The sequence below is a fragment of the Hwangdonia seohaensis genome (genome assembly GCF_031932625.1).
Lineage (GTDB): Bacteria > Bacteroidota > Bacteroidia > Flavobacteriales > Flavobacteriaceae > Hwangdonia > Hwangdonia seohaensis.
Genome location: NZ_JAVSCK010000001.1, coordinates 247,785 through 266,875, shown reverse-complemented (window position 1 = coordinate 266,875; position 19,091 = coordinate 247,785). Strand labels below are relative to the sequence as shown.

Here is a 19,091-nt window from a genome sequence, read left to right as displayed (position 1 = left end):
AAAGTTAATTATTTAACAAAAAAATAGATTTTTGTTGTATATTTGATACTCTCACTAAACCCATACTTATTTAATTATTAGCGAATTATAGGTTATTCCAAATCTTGTTTATTGCTCCATAATCTTGATATAGTATTTTATTATTAATCATTTATATTAATTAAATTTTTTAAAGATTATGAAAACAACCAACCAATTTCTCACAGCAATAGTACTAGCACTATTGTTAATTAGTCCAACAACAATTTTAGCCCAAGATGATGCTCCTAAAGGGCCGGAATACATTTCAGTAACAAAAATGTATTGGAATAAAAACTATGAAGGCACTCCAGAAGAGTGGAGAGCCAACGAAAAAGAATACATGGATAAAGTCACCAAAAAGAATGAATATGTAATTGGTGCAGGGTATTATACGCATCTATTTACAGAAAACAGTAATGAGGTTCTTTATGTGCAATCTTACCCAAATTGGGAGGCTTTAGATAAAGCTTCAGCTAGGAATAGTGAACTAGAAAAAGAAGCATGGCCAGATGAAGAAGCTAGAAAAGCCTTTTTAAAGAAATTAAACGGAGCATACTCCATTTTTCATTCAGATGAAATTTACGCAACCATGGATGGTGCTAAGCATATGGAAAAAGCGCCCGAAAAAGATATGGTATTGTATTTACGACAAAGCAAAATGACCTATACTCAAGATGGTACTTTTAAAGAATTTCAAGCATTACGTAAAAAACTACTTGATGGCGTAATTTATAAAAATGAATTTATTAAAGCGTATTACCCGTCAATACATGCTTGGGGAGCAGATAGAAGAGACATGAACGAAGCCATAATTTTAGAGTCTTTGGGCGATTTACATAAATTGTTCGATAGAAATGTAGAGTTGATGAAAGAAGTTTTTACCGAAGAAGAATCAAAAGCATTTGGTAAATATTTTAAAAGCCATGGCGATTACCTTTATACGATAATAAAGCTTTAAGAAAAGTTAACAGTTTCACCATAAAAGGATGCCAAATGGCATCCTTTTTATTTGTTAAAATCCAAACTTGTAGAACCTCTTATTAAAGCGTATTTTTGCAAAACCAAAAACCATTAATAATCCATGAGTTTATTAGATACACTTAAAGAAAGAAGCAACAATGCCTGCGAATTATGTGCAGCTACCGAACATTTAGAGATTTACGAAGTACCACCCGTATCAACCGCGGGAGTCGACGGCAGTTTATTGGCTTGCAATACCTGCGTTTCTCAAATAAACAATCCTGAAACGACCGATGCAAACCATTGGCGCTGTTTAAACGATAGCATGTGGAGCGAGCATCAAGCCGTAAAAGTGGTAGCATGGAGAATGTTGAGCAGACTAAAAAAAGAAGGTTGGCCACAGGATTTGTTGGATATGATGTATTTGGAAGACGATGTTTTAGAATTTGCAAAAGCGACTGGTGAAGGTGTTGAAGAAGGCGATAAAATAATTCACCGTGATGTAAACGGCGTTATTTTAGAAGCTGGAGACTCGGTGGTTTTAATAAAAGATTTAAAGGTGAAAGGCTCAAGTATGGTGGCCAAACAAGGCACTGCCGTAAGAAACATTCGTTTGGATCGGGACAACGATAAGTATATCGAGGGTAAAGTGGGCGCGCAACAAATCGTTATTATTACCGACTATGTAAAGAAGGTTTAATCGAAAAGAATTCCTCGAGGCTCTGCCTCTAGGATAGTTTGTTTCAAGAATTTTTTTATTCGCTTTTATCCTTTTTTCTAAACCAACCAAATCCCAAAGGGATTAATAAAAGAACAAAAAGATACTTTCCCGTTATAATGCCAATAAGGGTAATTATAAGCGCAAGAATTAATATCATATTTGTGTATTTTGTTTTCATTTTAAAGAGCCTGTTTTCTAAATTCCGAAGGGTTCATATTTTTAACAACCTTAAACTGCCTGTTAAAATTGGACATGTTATTAAACCCCGATTTTTCGGCAACCTCAGAAACTGTTAAATCCTTGTTTGATAACAAAAGCTTGCAGGCGTGCTCCAAGCGCAATTCATTTAAAAACTGAATATAGGTTTTGTTGGTCCGTTTTTTAAAGTATTTACAAAACGCATTTTTAGTCATGTTTGCAACTTCGGCAATGGTGTTTAAAGTTATGTCGCTTTCAAAATTATCCATGGTGTACGTAAATACATTTCGCATTCTGTGACCTTCGTTATCCGAATATTTTTTATCATAAATAAAAGAAGATAAACTTTTATAGTTACATGTTGAACCCAATTTTAAAAGCTGGAGAAGGATAATAAACTGGTTTAATTTGGTTGAATTTTCAATTTTGAGAAACCAATTTTTAAACTGATTTTTTTTCGATGTAACTTTGAAACCATGTTTGGCGCGCTTAAAAAAAAGTCCCAATTCATTTAAGGTATCCAATTTAAAAAAATGAGATCCAAAAGACTGTTTGCTAAAAAATAAAGACAGCATGTGCGATGTGCCCGAAGCATTCAAATCGCTTTTAAACACATGCGGAATGTTGCTGCCAATTACCAAAACATCATCTTTAGTATAGTAATTTATGGTATCGCCAACAATTAAAGTGCCCTCGCCCGCAACAATAAAACTTATTTGTATCTCTTCATGTTGGTGCAATTTATCGTAAAACGCATCGGCATAATCTACCTGAAAAATAAAGGCATCATTTTCTGGTTTTGGTATTTTAAATGGTAAAACTTTCAATTTTAATTATGTTTTGTTTTATCCCTTTTGGAGAGATGACTCAATAGAAATAGAGCGCATAAAAATACATAAATACTATTCTAATATCTAATTTAAAAATAATTTTTGGATAATAAAATATCAATGTTGGATAAACACATATTATCAATCAAGCAAAACAAATTATAATTTTGGTAAAAATTAAATAATTAAGCAATGAGTTTAAAATGGGAAGGCATTATGCCAGCAGTTACAACAAAGTTTACAGATGGTGATACTTTGGATTTAAAAATGTTCGAAACCAACATTAAAGCACAATTAAATGCCGGCGTGCACGGTATTGTATTAGGCGGCACATTAGGTGAGGCCAGCACGTTATTAGATGAAGAAAAAAGTATTTTAACCAAAACAACGGTCGATATTGTAAAGGGGCAGGTTCCTGTGTTAATTAATGTGGCCGAACAATCTACAAAAGCGGCTATCGCAGCAGCTCAAAAAGCCGAAGAGGACGGGGCAAGCGGATTAATGCTCTTGCCGCCTATGCGTTACAAATCTGGAGACCGCGAAACCGTTGAATATTTTAAGGCCGTGGCGAAGAGTACATCGTTGCCTATAATGATTTACAATAATCCCGTAGATTATAAAATTGAAGTGACTTTGGATATGTTTGAAGAACTCCTAGAATGCGATAATATTGAGGCCGTAAAAGAGTCCACCAGAGATATTACCAATGTGACCAGAATTAAAAACCGATTTGGCGACAGACTAAAAATCATGACAGGCGTAGACACCATCGCCCTAGAAAGTTTGCTTATGGGCGCAGACGGTTGGGTGGCCGGTTTGGTGTGTGCATTTCCCGCCGAAACCGTTGCCATTTACGAGCTTCAAAAAGCAGGAAAAATTAAAGAAGCCATCGAGATTTACCGTTGGTTTATGCCATTGTTAGAGCTGGATATAAATCCAAAATTGGTACAAAATATCAAGCTCGCCGAAGTGTACACAGCCATTGGGACCGAAAATGTTCGCGCCCCGCGTTTACCACTTCACGGCAACGAAAGGCAACACGTAATAAGCGTAATCGAAGCCGCATTAAAAGTACGGCCAACACTGCCAAATTATAAAAATTTAAGTACTTTAGTCTAAATAATTTGGGTGTTACCGCTTAAAAAAAAGCTGTCGGGCTTTATACAATATCTTTTGTTTTTGTCATTCCTGTAAAAGCAGGAATCCACTAATAAAAATGGAGTTTTTATAAGAGCGGTTTTATGTTTTTAGTGTTGTTTTTTTTATAAGTGAAAATCAAAAACATGTTACAAATAAGACCAACTTGCGAAAACTGCAACAAATCAATGCCTTACCATTCCAGTGAAGCAATGATTTGTACATTTGAATGCACCTTTTGTAAAGATTGCGTAAACCATGTTTTAAAACACGTTTGCCCAAACTGCGGAGGTGGCTTCGAAAAACGCCCCATTCGCCCAAAAAATTTATTGGAAAAATATCCAATATCAACAAAAGTGGTTCACAATCCAATAGATGTTAAAGCACATTTAAAAAGAATTAATAACTAAAAACAGCCCTCTTTAAGAGGGATAAAGGGAGGAAAATGATAACAGGAAAAAACTATATCGGCAATCAACTATCGGCAACAGGCGATAAAATCTTTAAAACTTTTAACCCGTTGTTGAATATTGAAAATGATTGGGATATCACCGAAGCTTCAAAAAACGAGGTTAATCAAGCAGTGCAATTGGCTTCAGAAGCATTTAAAACCTATTCTAAAATTTCAGGCGCCAGAAAAGCAACATTCCTTAGAGAAATTGCTAACGAAATTGAAGCTTTGGGCGACGCATTGTTACAGGTGTATTCCTCAGAAAGCGGGTTGCCAAATGGAAGAGCAATGGGCGAACGCGGTAGAACTTTGGGGCAATTACGCGCTTTTGCAAACCATGTTGAAGAAGGCAATTGGGTCGATGCATCTATCGATACCGCACAACCAGAGCGCGAACCAATACCAAAAGTAGATTTAAGAAAAATGAATATCGCATTGGGTCCCGTTGTGGTTTTTGGAGCCTCAAATTTTCCTTTAGCCTTTTCAACTGCGGGTGGCGATACCGCTGCGGCATTGGCAGCAGGTTGTCCCGTAATTGTAAAATCGCACCCCATGCATGCAGGCACTGGCGAAATGGTAGCATCGGCAGTGATAAAAGCAGCAGAAAAAACAGGCATGCCAAATGGCGTGTTTTCAAATTTAAACAGTAGCGGTATCGAAGTTGGCCAGACTTTAGTGCAGCATCCAAAAGTAAAAGCCGTAGGTTTTACGGGAAGTATCAAAGGCGGTCGAGCGCTTTATGATTTAGCGGCAAAACGCGACGAACCCATTCCTGTATTTGCGGAAATGGGAAGCATAAACCCAGTTGTTTTGTTGCCAAAGGCGTTAAATAACAGAGCTGATGCCATTGCCAAAACCTATGCGGGCTCCATTACATTGGGCTCGGGTCAGTTTTGTACAAATCCTGGATTAATCATCGGGATAAAATCTCAGGGCTTAACTCGTTTTGTAAATACCTTAGCCGAAGATATTGTAAAAATAGAACCGTCGTGTATGCTGCATCCAAATATTGCAGGGGCTTATGAAACCAATAAAGAAAATGCCTTGGCTCAAAGCGGACTTAAAGTTTTGGCTGGTTACGAGAACAGCGTAGAACCCAATTATGCCAGACAAGTTGTAACAACTGTTGAAGGCGATACATTCCTAAACAACCCCACATTACATCACGAAGTTTTTGGTCCGTTCTCATTAGTCGTTCAATGTGAAAATAAAGCGCAATTGGAATCCATTATTTCAAAATTAGAAGGGCAACTCACAGGAACAATTATTTCTGATGAAAACGAAATTTCAGAATATTCCAATGTTGTCAATACCCTACAAAATAGAGTGGGACGTATTATTTTTAATGGCGTACCAACCGGTGTTGAGGTGTGCCCGTCCATGCAACATGGAGGCCCGTATCCGGCATCAACCGATTCGAGGTTTACGGCAGTTGGCGTAGATTCCATTAAACGTTGGGTGCGTCCATTTAGTTATCAAGATTGGCCGAATGAGCTGCTTCCCGATGAATTGAAAAACGAAAACCCTTTGGGTATTTCCAGATTGGTTAACAATGTGAAAACCACAGCTAAAATCTAAATGGCACGCACAAAGTTTGTTTGTATTGATGCGCATACCTGTGGTAATCCGGTAAGGGTAGTTACCCAAGGGCATCCAAAATTAGTTGGCAAAAACATCAATGAAAAACGCCAACATTTCTTAAAGGAGTACGATTGGATTCGTAAGGGTTTGATGTTTGAACCTCGGGGACACGATATGATGAGTGGCAGTTTTTTGTTTCCGCCGCATAACCCGGAAAATGATTTTGCAATTCTTTTTATTGAAACTTCCGGTTGTTTGCCCATGTGCGGTCACGGTACCATAGGCACCATTACAATTGCTATTGAAGAAGGTTTGATTACACCAAAAACACCAGGAAAAATCAGGATGGAAGCACCAGCTGGTTTGGTTGAAATTGAATATAAACAGACCAACAATAAAGTAGAGTGGGTAAAATTAACCAATGTAAAAAGTTATTTGGCAGCGGAAAATTTAACTGTTGATTGTCCCGAATTGGGCGAAATCACTTTTGATGTGGCTTATGGCGGAAACTATTACGCGATTGTAGATCCGCAGAAAAACTTTTCGGGCGTTCAGGATTTTTCAGCTTCAAAAATTATTCAATATTCGCAAGTGGTCAGGCAACGTATCAACCAAAAGTATCCTGATTTTTTTATTCACCCAGAAAACGAAACGATTAAAGATGTCAGTCATATGTTATGGACGGGAAACCCCATAGACTCAAATTCATCTGGGAGAAATGCCGTGTTTTATGGCGATAAGGCTATCGACAGAAGCCCTTGTGGTACAGGGACATCGGCACGTTTAGCACAATTGTATGCCAAAGGGAAATTAAAACTTCACGAGCCATTTATCCACGAAAGTTTTATAGGCAGTAAATTTATTGGTCGTGTTGAAAAAGAAACTAATTTAGATGGTAAATTAGCCATTGTTCCGAGTATTCAAGGTTGGGCGAAAATTTACGGTTACAACACGATTTTTATAGATGATGAAGATGACCCCTATGCACTTGGGTTTCAAGTGATTTGATTTTGTCATCTGGAGCGCAGTTGAAGTACAGAGTCAAATCATTCCAAACTTATTTTGAAGTCTTAGGAATTAAAAACAATAAAATAACATGAAACAGATTTCAATTTTACTATTTGCATTAATGTTAGCTTCCGCACCTTTTTGTGCACAAGAAGTTACGCAAGAAGATTATAAACGTGCGGTCGGTTTTATGTATAACAACTACAATAATAAAACGGCATTCAACCTCCATACAAATGTACATTGGTTTAAAGATAATTCTGGAGTTTGGTTGATAGATTATGGTAAAGACAAGAAAACCTATAAAACGGTAAATTTCAAAAACTACAAAGTAGTCGATTTATTTAATCATGAAAAGCTGGCTAACGCGCTGAGTGAATTATCTGAAAAATCTTTTGAGGCGCATAATCTTTCATTTTCAAATATTGAAAGAATAAAAGATGGAAACCTAGATGTAAACTTTGAAGGAAAAACATATACCTTAAATTTAAAATCTTATGAGCTTCAATTAAAGGAGGAAGAAAAAGAAGAAGAGCGCAATGAATTCGAATCAAAATCTCCAGACAAAAAATGGATTGCTTATACCAAAAATTATAACTTGTTTATTAAATCAACCGAAACTGGCGATGTCCATCAATTGAGTTTTGATGGGAAAAAAGGTTACGAATATGCAACGTATTATGGCTGGTATGATATTATGGAAGGTGAAAATGCCGAACGCCCAAAGCGCTTTAGTGTAAAATGGTCGGACGATTCGAAGTGGATTTCAGCACATATTGTCGATTTTAGAAATGCTGAAAAAATGTATTTGCTAGACCATAGTATTGATACACTTTATAAATCAAAATTACTTTCTTATTATCGCGGATCGCCAGGCGATACCACAATGGTGCACGTTACGCCTGCTTTTTTTAATGTTGAGACTAAAAAAGAAGTAAAAACAAATTTGCCGACGGGAACTCACATTAACTCCGTTGCTACAGAGTGGATGAAAAATCCAGGAGAGTTTTTAGCGAACTATTCAGAACGAGGTTATAAAAAGGAAATCCTTAAATATGTTAATTTGAATAATGGAACGGAAGAAACATTAGTAGAAGAAACCAGTGAAACCAATATCGATAATTTTTGGTTTAAAAAACTCGATGATACACAAAAAATTATTTTTTTATCCGAACGCAGTGGTTGGAGACAACTGTACATGGTTGATGTAAAAACCAAAGAAACAAAAGCTTTAACTAATGGTAATTATTATATTAATTCGATTGTTCACACTAACGAGGATAAAGGCGACATATACTTTTTGGCATCTGGAAAGAACAAGGAAATGAATCCTTATTATCAGCAACTTTTTCGAGTTGATTTTAAAGGAAAGATGACGTTGTTAACACCTGAAAACACACATCATAGTATTAATTTTTCAAAAGATGGAAAGCATTTTATTGATAATTATTCAACTATAAATATTCCAACCAAAACGGTTTTACGGTCTTCAAAAAACGGTAAAATCTTAGCCGAATTAACACAGGCAAATGTTGATGAAGCACTTTCAAAAGGATGGCAATCTCCAGAAGTTTTTGAGCTCACCGCTAAGGATGGAAAGACCACCATTTATGGAGCGATGTGGAAGCCAACGAATTTTGATTCCAATAAATCGTATCCAATCATTGACGCCACTTACACTGGGCCTCATACGCAAGTTTTTCCAAAATCGTTTGATCGTGCTTTTAATAACCAATCGTTAGCGGAATTTGGATTTATTGTCATTGGAGTTGATGGCTTGGGGACTTCGGGTCGTTCAAAAGCTTTTCATAACCATTCATATAAAAACATGGAAAACAACCTTGAAGATCATGTGTTGGCCATTACGTATTTAGCAAATAAATATGCTTGGATAGATATTGATAAAGTAGGGATTTTTGGTCATTCAGCAGGAGGTTATGATACTGGAAGAGCCATGTTAGGGTTTCCGGATTTTTATAAAGTAGGCGTTGCTAGTGCTGGCGATCACGATTTTAGAATGGAAAAAGCGTGGTGGCCAGAAATGTATCAAGGTTGGCCGGTAGACGATACGTATGAAAAAGTATCTAATATTACGAATGCCAAGAATTTAAAGGGCAAATTATTATTGGTTCACGGCGGTATCGACGAAAATGTAAACCCTTCAGCAACCTTTAAATTAGCTGAAGCTTTAGTGAATGCCGATAAAGATTTCGATTTGTTAATTTTGCCAAGTCAAAGACATGGTTTTCAAGGTAAAGCGAGACATTATTTTATTAAAAAAAGGTGGAATTATTTTATCGAACACCTTTTGGATACAAAACCAATTTGGGATTTTAAATGGGAATAAATGAGTAAAAGTGTTTTAGTAATTGGCGGCGGCATTATAGGTTTATGTTCTGCCTACTATCTTCAAAAAGAAGGGCATCAAGTTACTATTGTCGATCAGTCAAATTTAGATTCCGGTGCTTCATATATTAATGCGGGTTATTTGGCTCCTAGCCATATTATCCCGTTATCTGCTCCGGGTGTGATGAAAAAAGGGCTGAAATGGATGTTTAATAAATCGAGTCCACTTTATATAAAACCGCGGTTAGATCTGGATTTTTTAAAATGGACGTTGGCTTTTAATAAATCGTGCAACTCAAAACACGTTGAGAAAGCCATTCCAACAATCAAAGCCATTTCGCTTTTAAGTCAAGATTTATACGATGATATTAAGCGCGATGAAAACTTTTCATTTCATTACGAAAAGAAAGGCTTGCTTATGCTGTGCCAAACCGATAAAGCCTTAGAGGATGAAATTAAAACAGCAAATATAGCAAAGCAAGAAGGTTTGGATGCCCAAGTTTTAAAGCTTGAACAATTAAAACAATTGGAGCCTCATGTTGAGTTGAATGTTAAAGGAGCGACCTATTATAAATGCGATTCGCATACCACGCCACATGAGTTTATGGGCGACATGAAAACCTATTTAAAAACCAATGGTGTTGTTTTTTATACAAATGAAAAGGTTGAGGACATAGACTTTAAAAACCATAAAATTTCAGCCATTAAAACGAACAAAAAAGTTTTAGAGGCCGACGAATTTGTTTTGGCAACAGGTTCTTGGAGTACTTTTTTAAATAAAAAATTAGGACTGAAATTACTGGTTCAAGCAGGAAAAGGTTATAGCATAAATACAACAAGGCCAACCCGTATTTTAATGCCGGCCATTTTAACCGAAGCCAAAGTAGCCGTAACCCCTATGCATGGATTTACACGATTTGCCGGCACCATGGAAATAGCTGGGATTAACCACAAAATAAATAAAACACGGGTTGAAGCTATTGCTGATGCCGCTAAACGATATTACCCCGAAATCAATTTAACATCAGAAGAAAAAAACCATGCCACTTGTGGTTTACGCCCTGTGTCTCCAGATGGTTTGCCGTATATTGGTAAATCATCAAAATGTAAAAATTTAACTATTGCCGCTGGTCATGCGATGATGGGTTGGAGCATGGGAACGGCAACCGGGAAACTGGTTTCTGAAATTATTTCAGAACAAAAACCTTCATTGGAATTAGCTCATTATCATCCCGATAGAAAATTTTAAATTATGCGATACAATCAAATTTCAAACGCCTTATTTATTAAAAACAGAACACGTTTTTGTTATAAAATGAATTCAAACACCATTGCCATTTTAACATCAAATGATGTGCAACACAACAATGCTGATGATGTGATGGGATTTACCCAAAACAACGATTTGTTTTATCTTTCTGGAATTGACCAAGAGGAAACCATTTTGGTTTTATATCCGGAAGCTTACAAAAAAGAAAACCGGGAAATTTTATTCATAAAAGAAACCAACGAACATGTTAAAATTTGGGATGGTGAAAAATTAACGAAAAAACAGGCTACTGAAATCTCAGGGGTTAAGCGCATAGAGTGGATTCAGGATTTCGAAATGGTGTTGCAATACATGGCTTTTGAGGCCGATGGGTTTTATTTAGGCCATAACGAACATGCAAAGCGCGTAACCAAAAACCAGCAAACACAGCAAGATAGAATGATTGCTTGGTGTAAAGAAAAATACCCTTTGCACGATTGTTTTAGGGCTGCTAAAATTACAAGAGCGTTGCGTCAAATTAAATCTGGTGTAGAAATTGAATTGATAAAAAAAGCTGCGGATATAAGTGTTGAATCCTTTAAACGTGTTTTAAAAACTTGCAAACCCAATATTAAGGAATACGAATTGGAAGCCGAATTAACTTACAATTTAATTAAGTCTGGTGCGAAAAGACACGCTTTTCAACCCATTGTGGCCTCGGGTAAAAACGCTTGTGCACTGCATTACAACACCAACGATGCGACTTGTAAAGATGGCGATATGATTTTAATGGACTTTGGTGTTTGTTACGCCAATTACAATAGTGATACGACGCGTTGTTTTCCTGTAAACGGTAAGTTTTCCAATAGACAAAAAGAAGTGTATGCCTCGGTTTTACATTGTTTAAAGGTTGGTAGTAAATTGTTGAAACCAGGGGTGATACCATCTGAATATGAGCAACAAATGGCCAGTTTAATTGAAACGGAACTGATAAAATTAGGCCTGTTAAATGCCGAAGATGTTTTAAAACAAGACCCGGAAAAACCCTTGTATAAAAAATATTTTATGCATGGTACTGCGCACCACATTGGGTTAGATGTACATGATGTTGGTTTGTACTCGCGCCCCTTTGAAGCGGGCATGGTGTTAACCTGCGAACCCGGAATTTACATTGCAGAAGAAGGCATTGGTTGCCGTTTGGAAAACGATTATTTAATCACGGAAAACGGAAACATTAATTTAACCGAAGCGATGCCTATTGAAATTGAAGCTATTGAGGCTTTAATGAATAATTAAAAAGATGATATGATGAATACAAAAGGAATTGGCGGATCTACCATTGAAGCCGAATTAGATGCCATTACCCCTAAGGCACATTTAGTAAAACCCATTCAAAAAGAAGAATATCAAGCTCGAATAAATAAAGCGTGCAAACTTATGCAAGCCCAAAATGTTCAAGCGGTTTACCTGAATGCAGGAACCAGTTTGTATTATTTTACTGGAACGCGTTGGAATCCCAGCGAGCGAATGGTTGGTGCATTATTGTTTCCAAATGGAGAAGTTCACTACATAGCACCTCTATTCGAAAAAGGCACTGTTTTAGATTTTATGATTATTGAAGGCGACGTCCATTGTTGGGAAGAGCACGAGAGCCCTTTTCAATTATTTAATCAAATTCTTAAAAATAATGGTGTGGCAAAAGGCACTATTTTAATTGATGAAACAACACCTTTTTTTATTGCCAACGGTATTCTAAAAGCAACAACTGATTACACGTTAAACAATGCAAAACCCATTATATCGGGTTGTAGAATGATTAAGTCGGATGCAGAAATAGCCATTATACAACATGCCATGAACATAACTTTAGAGGTTCAAAAGGCAGTGGCTAGAATATTAAGGGTTGGCATTAGTACAAAGGAAGTCACGGATTTTATCAATGAAGCCCATAAACGCTACGGCATTCCATCGGGCTCTTATTTTTGCATCGTGCTTTTTGGTGTAGATTCTTCATTTCCGCATGGTGTAAAGTCGCCAAAAAACTTGGAAATGAACGATATGGTACTTGTCGATACGGGCTGTATGCTACATGACTATTTATCCGATATTACCCGAACTTATGTTTTTGGAGAAGCGAATGATTTGCAACGTCGCATTTGGCATATAGAAAAAGAGACGCAACAAGCCGCTTTTGATGCTGCTAAGTTGGGAAGCACCTGCGCTTCCGTAGATTTGGCATCCCGAAAAATGTTGGAATCTTATGGTTTGGGACCGGGTTATAAACTTCCGGGATTGCCGCATAGAACAGGTCATGGCATAGGTTTGGATATTCATGAATACCCATATATTGTTAAAGGCGATGAAACTGTTTTAAAACCAGGAATGTGTTTTAGCAACGAGCCCATGATTTGCGTTCCAAATGAGTTTGGTGTTCGTCATGAAGATCATATTTATATGACCGAAGCAGGCCCAAAATGGTTTACAAAGCCCATGCATAGTATAGAAAATCCGTTTGGTATATCGTAGTTCGTTCACCTTAAAATAAAACCGTCTTTCATCGGGTCGTTGGGGTCAATAACAAAGGTCTGCATGCCGGTAATATGCGCTGTTCCTTCAACTTGAGGAATAACGGCTTTAAAAGGGCCGTAATCTTTCTCTGAAACGAGAGAGCCTTTAAACACGGAATCCGTAATGCTTTCAATGGTCATGGTTTCGCCAAAATCGATTTCATTTCTTAATCTATGAATGGCCATTCTGCCCGAAACGCCTGAGCCTGTGGGACATCTATCGACTTCGCCTTCGGCAAAAACACAAACATTTCTGCTGTCGTTGCCCGACATCTGTTTTTTGTTGTCTATAAAAATAGTGCCATATAGAAAACTTAAATCGTCTTCAAAAGGATGTAAAATTTCTTTATCCGCTATCATAACGGCACATTTAATAGCCATTCCCTTTGCAATTAAAGAACGGTAAGATTCTGGTTTTAAATTGAAATTAAAATCATTTTTAGCCATATCGACATAGGCGTAAAAAGCACCGCCATAGGCCAAATCGTAAGTTACTTTTCCCAAGCCTTCAACATAAACCGTTCTGTCCAATCCAACCACAAAACTGGGCACACAGTGGAACCGAACTCCAGTTACCTTTCCGTTTTTAACATGTGCAAACGACGTAATCCTGCCACAAGGCGCATCAATTTTAATCAGGTTATCGCCTTCTTTTACGGCAATCCATTGCATCTCGACAGCCAAGGTGGAAATGGCAATAATGGCATGCCCACACATGGTGGAATAGCCCTCGTTATGCAGAAAAATAATTCCGAAATCACCATCATCGTCGTTTGGTGGCAGTAAAATACAACCGTACATATCGGCATGCCCACGCGGTTCAAACATTAAGGTAGTACGTAAATAATCAAAATTTTCTTTACAATATCTACGGTATTCTAAAACGGAATTGCCTTTTAATTCGGGGAAACCATCCACAATAACTCGTAGCGGCTCGCCTCCGGTATGCATATCGATGGTTTTAATTTGCAACCAATTTTTTGGGGGTTCAAAATTGGTTTTATCTAAAATATTTTGATAGGTGTTATTCATTTTTAAATTTATTGAAATAATACCCAGCGGCGACTAAATCTTCGAGGGCGTGACCAACCGATTTGAAAACGGTGATTTCTTTTTCAGAAGTGCGACCGTTTTTTTTATTTGAACACAACTGAAATAAATCTGCTTTTATAGCTTCTTTGTTAAGAACGCCATTTTCTAACGGGATAACAATATCGCCACTTTCTTTTAATCCGCCCTGAAATGTATCAATAAAAACGGAGGCTTTGCTAATGGTTTCATCATCGGCTTCGCGCATATCTTTTTTATAGGCGCCCACCAAATCAATATGTTGTCCTGCGTTTAAATATTTACCAAAAACCAATGGTGTTTTTGATAGTGTGGCACTTGAAATAATATCGACTTCAGCTATTTTTTCTTCAATGGTTTCAATGGCGTGTACGCTAAAGTTTTCATTTTTTAATGAAGATGCGATGGCTTGTGCTTTTTCTAAATTGCGCCCCCAAATAAACACTTGTTTTATGGGGCGCACCGCTGCATGGGCTTTGATGAGGTTGATTGATAATGCACCCGTGCCAATCATTAACATGGACTTTGAATCTTTTCGCGATAAAAACGATGATGCTAAAGCCGATGCCGCAGCCGTTCGTTTTACGGTTAAACTCTTAGCTTCTAAAATGGCTTTTATACTGCCTTTTACGGCATCAAAATAAATGTATGTGCCTTGAATTGACGGCAAATTAAACTGTCCGTTTTCTGGACTTACCGTAACTATTTTTACACCGGCATCCTTACTTGGGTTCCATGCGGGCATTAATAACAAGGTAGAATCGGCATTAACTTCTGGGTTCGGGAAATCGTGATGATGCCGCATGGGAATCATGGTGTTATCGTTACAAAATCCTTTTTTTAATGCTTCAATTAACTCAGAAAACACCGTGTTATTTTCAATAAAATCGGTGTCTATTTGTAAAATATTTTCCATAAGTTAAAAATAACCAAATTCGGTATCTTAATTCAATATTATTTATCAATCTACTAAAATCATACTTGTTTTGGATAATATAGTACAGACATCTACTTTTTATAATAGCTTATCTTTAAAACTTAAAACGATTAACAATGCATGCCATAAAAAAAATACTCATTCTGTTTTTAGTAAGTTTAGCTATAAATTCCTGTAAAGAATCTGGAGTTAAATTAGAAGGATTGGCTTTCGAAGAACAGTTAAAAGTGTTATTTCCTTCAGCAGAAATCAGTCCAATAAAAGTTGAAGACCATTTTAAAAAAGCCTATCAGCTTATTATAAAGCAACCTTTAAATCATAATAATTTAGAAGCGGGCACTTTTAATCACTATGTGTATGTGTCGCATACCGATTATTCGAAACCTACCGTTTTAGTGACTGAAGGCTATAATGCAAAACATAAAACGTACGAGTTGAGCAAGGTTTTACAATCCAATCAGGTTATGGTTGAGTATCGGTTTTACGGAAAATCCAGACCAGAACCCATTCCGTGGCAGTATTTAAAAAACGATCAAGCGATTGAAGATTACCACAGCATCGTTTCGAAATTAAAACAGCTTTACACAAATAAATGGATTTCCACAGGCATAAGTAAAGGCGGCGAAACGGTTTTAATATACAAATCAAAATACCCAAACGATGTTGATGTAGCGGTGCCTTACGTAACGCCCTTAATAAACACCCAAGAAGATATTAGAACTGAAAATTTGATAAATTCTGTCGGAACTGATGAATGTCGAAATAAGATTGTAGCATTTCAAAGAGCTATTTTAAAACAAAGAGACACTGTTTTAAAAGCGTTGAAAGCTTACGCTGAAAAGGAAGCCATGCAATTTACCAAAGTACCTATGGAAGAAGCTTTGGAATATGCGGTGTTGGAATTTCCGTTTTCGTTTTGGCAATGGGGCGGTAATTGTGAGGATATTCCAACTGAGGCGGCTACGGCAAACGAACGTTTTCAGTATTTAATTAAAATTTCCGGCATGGGTTTGTATAACGATAAAGGGTTCCATCATTATTTGCCTTCTTTTTATCAGCACATGGTAGAATTGGGCTATTATGGTTTTGATTTAGAGCCTGTAAAGGATTTGCTTAAAGTTGTAAAATCGTCTTCAAATATGCGATTTGCGCCAGATGATGTCGATTTAACCTATAATCCGGAATACATTAAAAACGTCAGGGATTTTGTTGAAAACAAAGGCGATCATATTTTATATATTTATGGGGCTAACGACCCTTGGGGTGCCTGTGCGCCAACGCCAAAACCCAGTGTTGATGCTTTAAAAATGGTTTTGGAAGGCGGGCATCACGGAACTAGAATTAAAGATTTTTCAGAGAACGACAAACAAAAAATATATGATAAACTAAGCGCGTGGTTGGGAGATGATGTGGAGATATATCCTTTAAAAGAAGACTAGCGGCTGTTATAAATCCAAATCCGTAATATCCAAGCGCATATTAATCATGTGTTTTTTAAAGCCTGCTTTTTCATACGCTTTAATTGCCGGTATATTATCTTGATACACATCCAATTTAATTTCGAAAACATCACGGGTTTTACACCATTTTAATAAGGCATCAATTATAAGTTGGTTAAGCTGTTTGCCTCTGTGTTTTTCCGAAACAAACATAAACCCCAAATACCCTTGCTTTTTATGTTTCAAGTACTGCCTATCCGTTTTAATTTTGGCATAGCCGGAAGCCACAATGTCGTTCTCAATTTCAACAACAAAAACAGCGGATGTAGGGCTTGTGATTAATTCAGGAATGTTGTAATAAGTAATATGATCAGTTTTTATGGTGGGGTCAAAAGGTCTTTCGGCTTCAATAACACCTTGTTCAAACTCTAATAAAAGAGGGACATCTTTTAAAGTCGCTTTTCTAACTATTGGGTGCATAATTTAACTCGATGTATCGGCAATAATTTTCCATTCCCCATTGATTTTTTTAAATATTACCATAAAAATCCCGGTAGCGTTTCCAACGTTTCGCTTTAAATGATATTCGCCCAAAACAAAATATGCGCCGTCGTTTATTTTAGAAATATCGTTTAATTTAAAACTTAATTTGCCGGTGTGGTCTTCGGTTGGATAGGCTTTTTTATAGCGATCTAAAGTATCGTACCAGCCATAAGTTACACCGTTTTTGCCATAGAATTTAAGCGAATCGCTTTTCCAATAGCCCTCCATAAACTCCTCGATATTATTTTTAGACCAGGCAATTCTTTGCTTTTTTAAAACTTTTTCAATGCTTTTTTTGTCTTCATCTTCTGTTACTTGTGCAGTGCCATTCAAAAATGAAACTAGGCATAACAATAATATAATATGTTTCATAAAAGTGTTTTTTATAAGAGTAAAAATAGCAAAATCTTATTTTAAAAGTGGTTGCTCGTCGATTATTTTGACATTTATTATATTTTTATCTAAAGTTGAAATCTATTCATCGATTAAATACTGCAATTCCGTTTAAAGTTATATACTTTTATTTGATAATCAGTTAATTAGTCTCCCTCAGATTTATTGTTTAACTACTTAAAACAACTTAGTTATGGAATTGGAAATTACAAGCTACAACAACTTTTTTAAAATGAAAGGCATTCTTAATAAACGCAACTTAAATGTGTTTAAAAGTGCGTTTGATAATGTTTTTGAACGCGTAGACGCCCTTACTATTAGTATTGAAAAGATTGAATGGATGGATAAATACGGTGTTGATGCTTTGGCGCAATTGCATTACCAAGCCTTATCCAAAAACAAGAAAATGTCGATTATTGGTTTGGGTTGCAAGGATTTATACGAGCATTTTAAATCGGACGCTCCAGATACCGCAGCATAGTTGTCATAGCGCATTTTTTTGATGCTTAATAAAAGCATCGGCTTGAAGCTGCATAAGTTCTCTCGCTTTTTTGAGCTTGTAAGTGTATAATTCTTCCTCATTTTCTAAATCTGTATAAATACGATCATTAATCGTAGAATCTGTTTTCAACAAGGTTTCGCGTTGGTTTTTATTTTGAAGCACTGTGGTTTTTATGGCGGTTTCCTGGTCTTCAAGTTTAAAATCGTAAGCCCCTTTTGGCGATAACAGCTTTGCGAAAATAGGTGAGGTTTCAATAGCTAAAAACAATAGGAATATAAAAAAAGAGGGCAGCCAAGGCAGCTCGCCTAAAGCGTTGACGCTCGCCATTAAACCATCAAAATTGCTAATTATGGGTTGGGTGCTTGCAACCTGTGTTTCATAAGTACCCTTAAGTGTGGCAATTTCATTTTCAATGTTGGCAATTTTGGCTTTGTTCTCGGTTTTTAACTGTTGTAATTCCGCTAATAAAGCATCGTGTTTTTCCCGCTTCTCTTTATAAACCGGCCCTTTGCCCAATAGTTTGGTGCCTGCTGTTCCTTCGGCCTCGGTAATATACGTGTCGTAAAGCGCATTAACCTCGGCTTCTTTGGTGTCTATTTGCTGCTGTAAACTTGTTATGTCGCTTTGGAGTGCTGCGATATTTGGCGTGAATAGTTGTGCTATTTGATTTTGATTTGCTAAAGTGAGTTCGTTTTTTTGTTCCAATAGCACTTGATTGATTTCTTTTTCGAAAATTTTTAATTCTAAAGGTTTTGCAATCACAATGGCTATAATAATGGCCAAAATAATTCTGGGTGAAGCTTGAATAATTTCATCGATAACATTTCCGGTTTTTTTAATGGTTGAAACAATATAACGGTCTAAATTAAAAATGAGCAAGCCCCAAATGATGCCAAAGAAAACGGCTGTATAAAGGTTGTCGAAAACCGTGTAAAGTGCATAACTGCCCGCAATAAACGCCATAACGGCTGTAAAAAAAACGGTAGCGCCAATGCCGGCGTATTTGTTTTGTTCGCCAACCGAACAGGAATTTAAAATATCGGTATCGCTGCCCGAGCAGATAATAAAAAAGCGCTTTAACATGATTTGATTGATTTTTTGATTGATGCTTATTAGAACGCAAAAAGTATGGTTTTGTTA

Annotated in this window: 19 protein-coding genes; 12 read left to right on the top strand and 7 right to left on the bottom strand. The window is 36.7% G+C overall.

What is annotated here, in order from left to right:
- Window positions 1–178 precede the first annotated feature (178 nt).
- Window positions 179–979 (top strand): hypothetical protein, encoded by an 801-nt coding sequence (locus RNZ47_RS01160; protein ID WP_311935293.1) that lies wholly within the window; start codon window positions 179–181, stop codon window positions 977–979.
- Window positions 980–1,102: 123 nt separating this feature from the next.
- Window positions 1,103–1,681 carry a PhnA domain-containing protein gene (locus RNZ47_RS01155; protein ID WP_311935290.1) on the top strand — a complete coding sequence of 193 codons (579 nt, stop codon included), beginning with the start codon at window positions 1,103–1,105 and terminating at the stop codon, window positions 1,679–1,681.
- A 55-nt stretch (window positions 1,682–1,736) separates the two neighbouring features.
- Here the strand turns inward: RNZ47_RS01155 and RNZ47_RS01150 are convergent, their stop codons facing one another.
- Complete coding sequence (locus RNZ47_RS01150; RefSeq protein ID WP_311935288.1) at window positions 1,737–1,880, bottom strand: hypothetical protein; 144 nt, start codon at window positions 1,878–1,880, stop codon at window positions 1,737–1,739.
- Between the two features lies 1 nt (window position 1,881).
- Entirely contained in the window at window positions 1,882–2,727 is an 846-nt protein-coding gene (locus RNZ47_RS01145; RefSeq protein WP_311935286.1) for an AraC family transcriptional regulator, read from the bottom strand.
- Window positions 2,728–2,922: 195 nt separating this feature from the next.
- On the opposite strand from RNZ47_RS01145, the gene RNZ47_RS01140 reads away from it, so the two are divergent.
- From RNZ47_RS01140 to RNZ47_RS01105, 8 genes are all read left to right on the top strand, one after another.
- The gene (locus RNZ47_RS01140; protein ID WP_311935284.1) at window positions 2,923–3,849 is read left to right on the top strand and encodes a dihydrodipicolinate synthase family protein; all 927 of its coding nucleotides are present in this window, start codon (window positions 2,923–2,925) and stop codon (window positions 3,847–3,849) included.
- 164 nt (window positions 3,850–4,013) lie between these two features.
- Window positions 4,014–4,277: a DUF1272 domain-containing protein gene (locus RNZ47_RS01135; protein ID WP_311935282.1), complete on the top strand. Its 264-nt coding sequence runs from the start codon at window positions 4,014–4,016 to the stop codon at window positions 4,275–4,277.
- 35 nt (window positions 4,278–4,312) lie between these two features.
- Complete coding sequence (locus RNZ47_RS01130) at window positions 4,313–5,896, top strand: aldehyde dehydrogenase (NADP(+)) (RefSeq protein ID WP_311935280.1); 1,584 nt, start codon at window positions 4,313–4,315, stop codon at window positions 5,894–5,896.
- Window positions 5,897–6,907 (top strand): 4-hydroxyproline epimerase, encoded by a 1,011-nt coding sequence (locus tag RNZ47_RS01125; RefSeq protein WP_311935277.1) that lies wholly within the window; start codon window positions 5,897–5,899, stop codon window positions 6,905–6,907. It abuts the gene before it with no gap.
- An 88-nt stretch (window positions 6,908–6,995) separates the two neighbouring features.
- The gene (locus RNZ47_RS01120; protein WP_311935274.1) at window positions 6,996–9,254 is read left to right on the top strand and encodes a S9 family peptidase; all 2,259 of its coding nucleotides are present in this window, start codon (window positions 6,996–6,998) and stop codon (window positions 9,252–9,254) included.
- Window positions 9,255–10,502 carry an NAD(P)/FAD-dependent oxidoreductase gene (locus RNZ47_RS01115; protein WP_311935271.1) on the top strand — a complete coding sequence of 416 codons (1,248 nt, stop codon included), beginning with the start codon at window positions 9,255–9,257 and terminating at the stop codon, window positions 10,500–10,502.
- 3 nt (window positions 10,503–10,505) lie between these two features.
- Entirely contained in the window at window positions 10,506–11,798 is a 1,293-nt protein-coding gene (locus RNZ47_RS01110; RefSeq protein WP_311935269.1) for an aminopeptidase P N-terminal domain-containing protein, read from the top strand.
- Window positions 11,799–11,807: 9 nt separating this feature from the next.
- Window positions 11,808–13,028, top strand: a complete 1,221-nt coding sequence (locus RNZ47_RS01105) for a M24 family metallopeptidase (protein WP_311935266.1) — start codon at window positions 11,808–11,810, stop codon at window positions 13,026–13,028.
- A 5-nt stretch (window positions 13,029–13,033) separates the two neighbouring features.
- Here RNZ47_RS01105 and RNZ47_RS01100 read toward each other — a convergent pair whose 3' ends face one another.
- Together RNZ47_RS01100 and lhpI are read right to left on the bottom strand one after the other, a co-directional pair.
- The gene (locus RNZ47_RS01100; RefSeq protein WP_311935264.1) at window positions 13,034–14,101 is read right to left on the bottom strand and encodes a proline racemase family protein; all 1,068 of its coding nucleotides are present in this window, start codon (window positions 14,099–14,101) and stop codon (window positions 13,034–13,036) included.
- Window positions 14,094–15,053 (bottom strand): bifunctional Delta(1)-pyrroline-2-carboxylate/Delta(1)-piperideine-2-carboxylate reductase, encoded by a 960-nt coding sequence (lhpI, locus tag RNZ47_RS01095; RefSeq protein WP_311935262.1) that lies wholly within the window; start codon window positions 15,051–15,053, stop codon window positions 14,094–14,096. Before lhpI ends, RNZ47_RS01100 begins: the two co-directional genes overlap by 8 nt.
- 137 nt (window positions 15,054–15,190) lie before the next feature.
- On the opposite strand from lhpI, the gene RNZ47_RS01090 reads away from it, so the two are divergent.
- Window positions 15,191–16,513 (top strand): S28 family serine protease, encoded by a 1,323-nt coding sequence (locus tag RNZ47_RS01090; protein ID WP_311935260.1) that lies wholly within the window; start codon window positions 15,191–15,193, stop codon window positions 16,511–16,513.
- 6 nt (window positions 16,514–16,519) lie between these two features.
- Here RNZ47_RS01090 and RNZ47_RS01085 read toward each other — a convergent pair whose 3' ends face one another.
- Window positions 16,520–16,993, bottom strand: coding sequence for a GNAT family N-acetyltransferase (locus tag RNZ47_RS01085; protein ID WP_311935257.1), 474 nt, complete (start codon window positions 16,991–16,993; stop codon window positions 16,520–16,522).
- A gap of 3 nt (window positions 16,994–16,996) precedes the next feature.
- Window positions 16,997–17,428, bottom strand: coding sequence for a YybH family protein (locus RNZ47_RS01080; RefSeq protein WP_311935255.1), 432 nt, complete (start codon window positions 17,426–17,428; stop codon window positions 16,997–16,999).
- 214 nt (window positions 17,429–17,642) lie between these two features.
- Here RNZ47_RS01080 and RNZ47_RS01075 point away from each other — a divergent pair, with 214 nt between their 5' ends.
- Window positions 17,643–17,930, top strand: a complete 288-nt coding sequence (locus RNZ47_RS01075) for a hypothetical protein (RefSeq protein WP_311935253.1) — start codon at window positions 17,643–17,645, stop codon at window positions 17,928–17,930.
- Window positions 17,931–17,933: 3 nt separating this feature from the next.
- Here the strand turns inward: RNZ47_RS01075 and RNZ47_RS01070 are convergent, their stop codons facing one another.
- Window positions 17,934–19,034, bottom strand: a complete 1,101-nt coding sequence (locus RNZ47_RS01070) for a DUF4407 domain-containing protein (RefSeq protein WP_311935251.1) — start codon at window positions 19,032–19,034, stop codon at window positions 17,934–17,936.
- Window positions 19,035–19,091 lie beyond the last annotated feature (57 nt).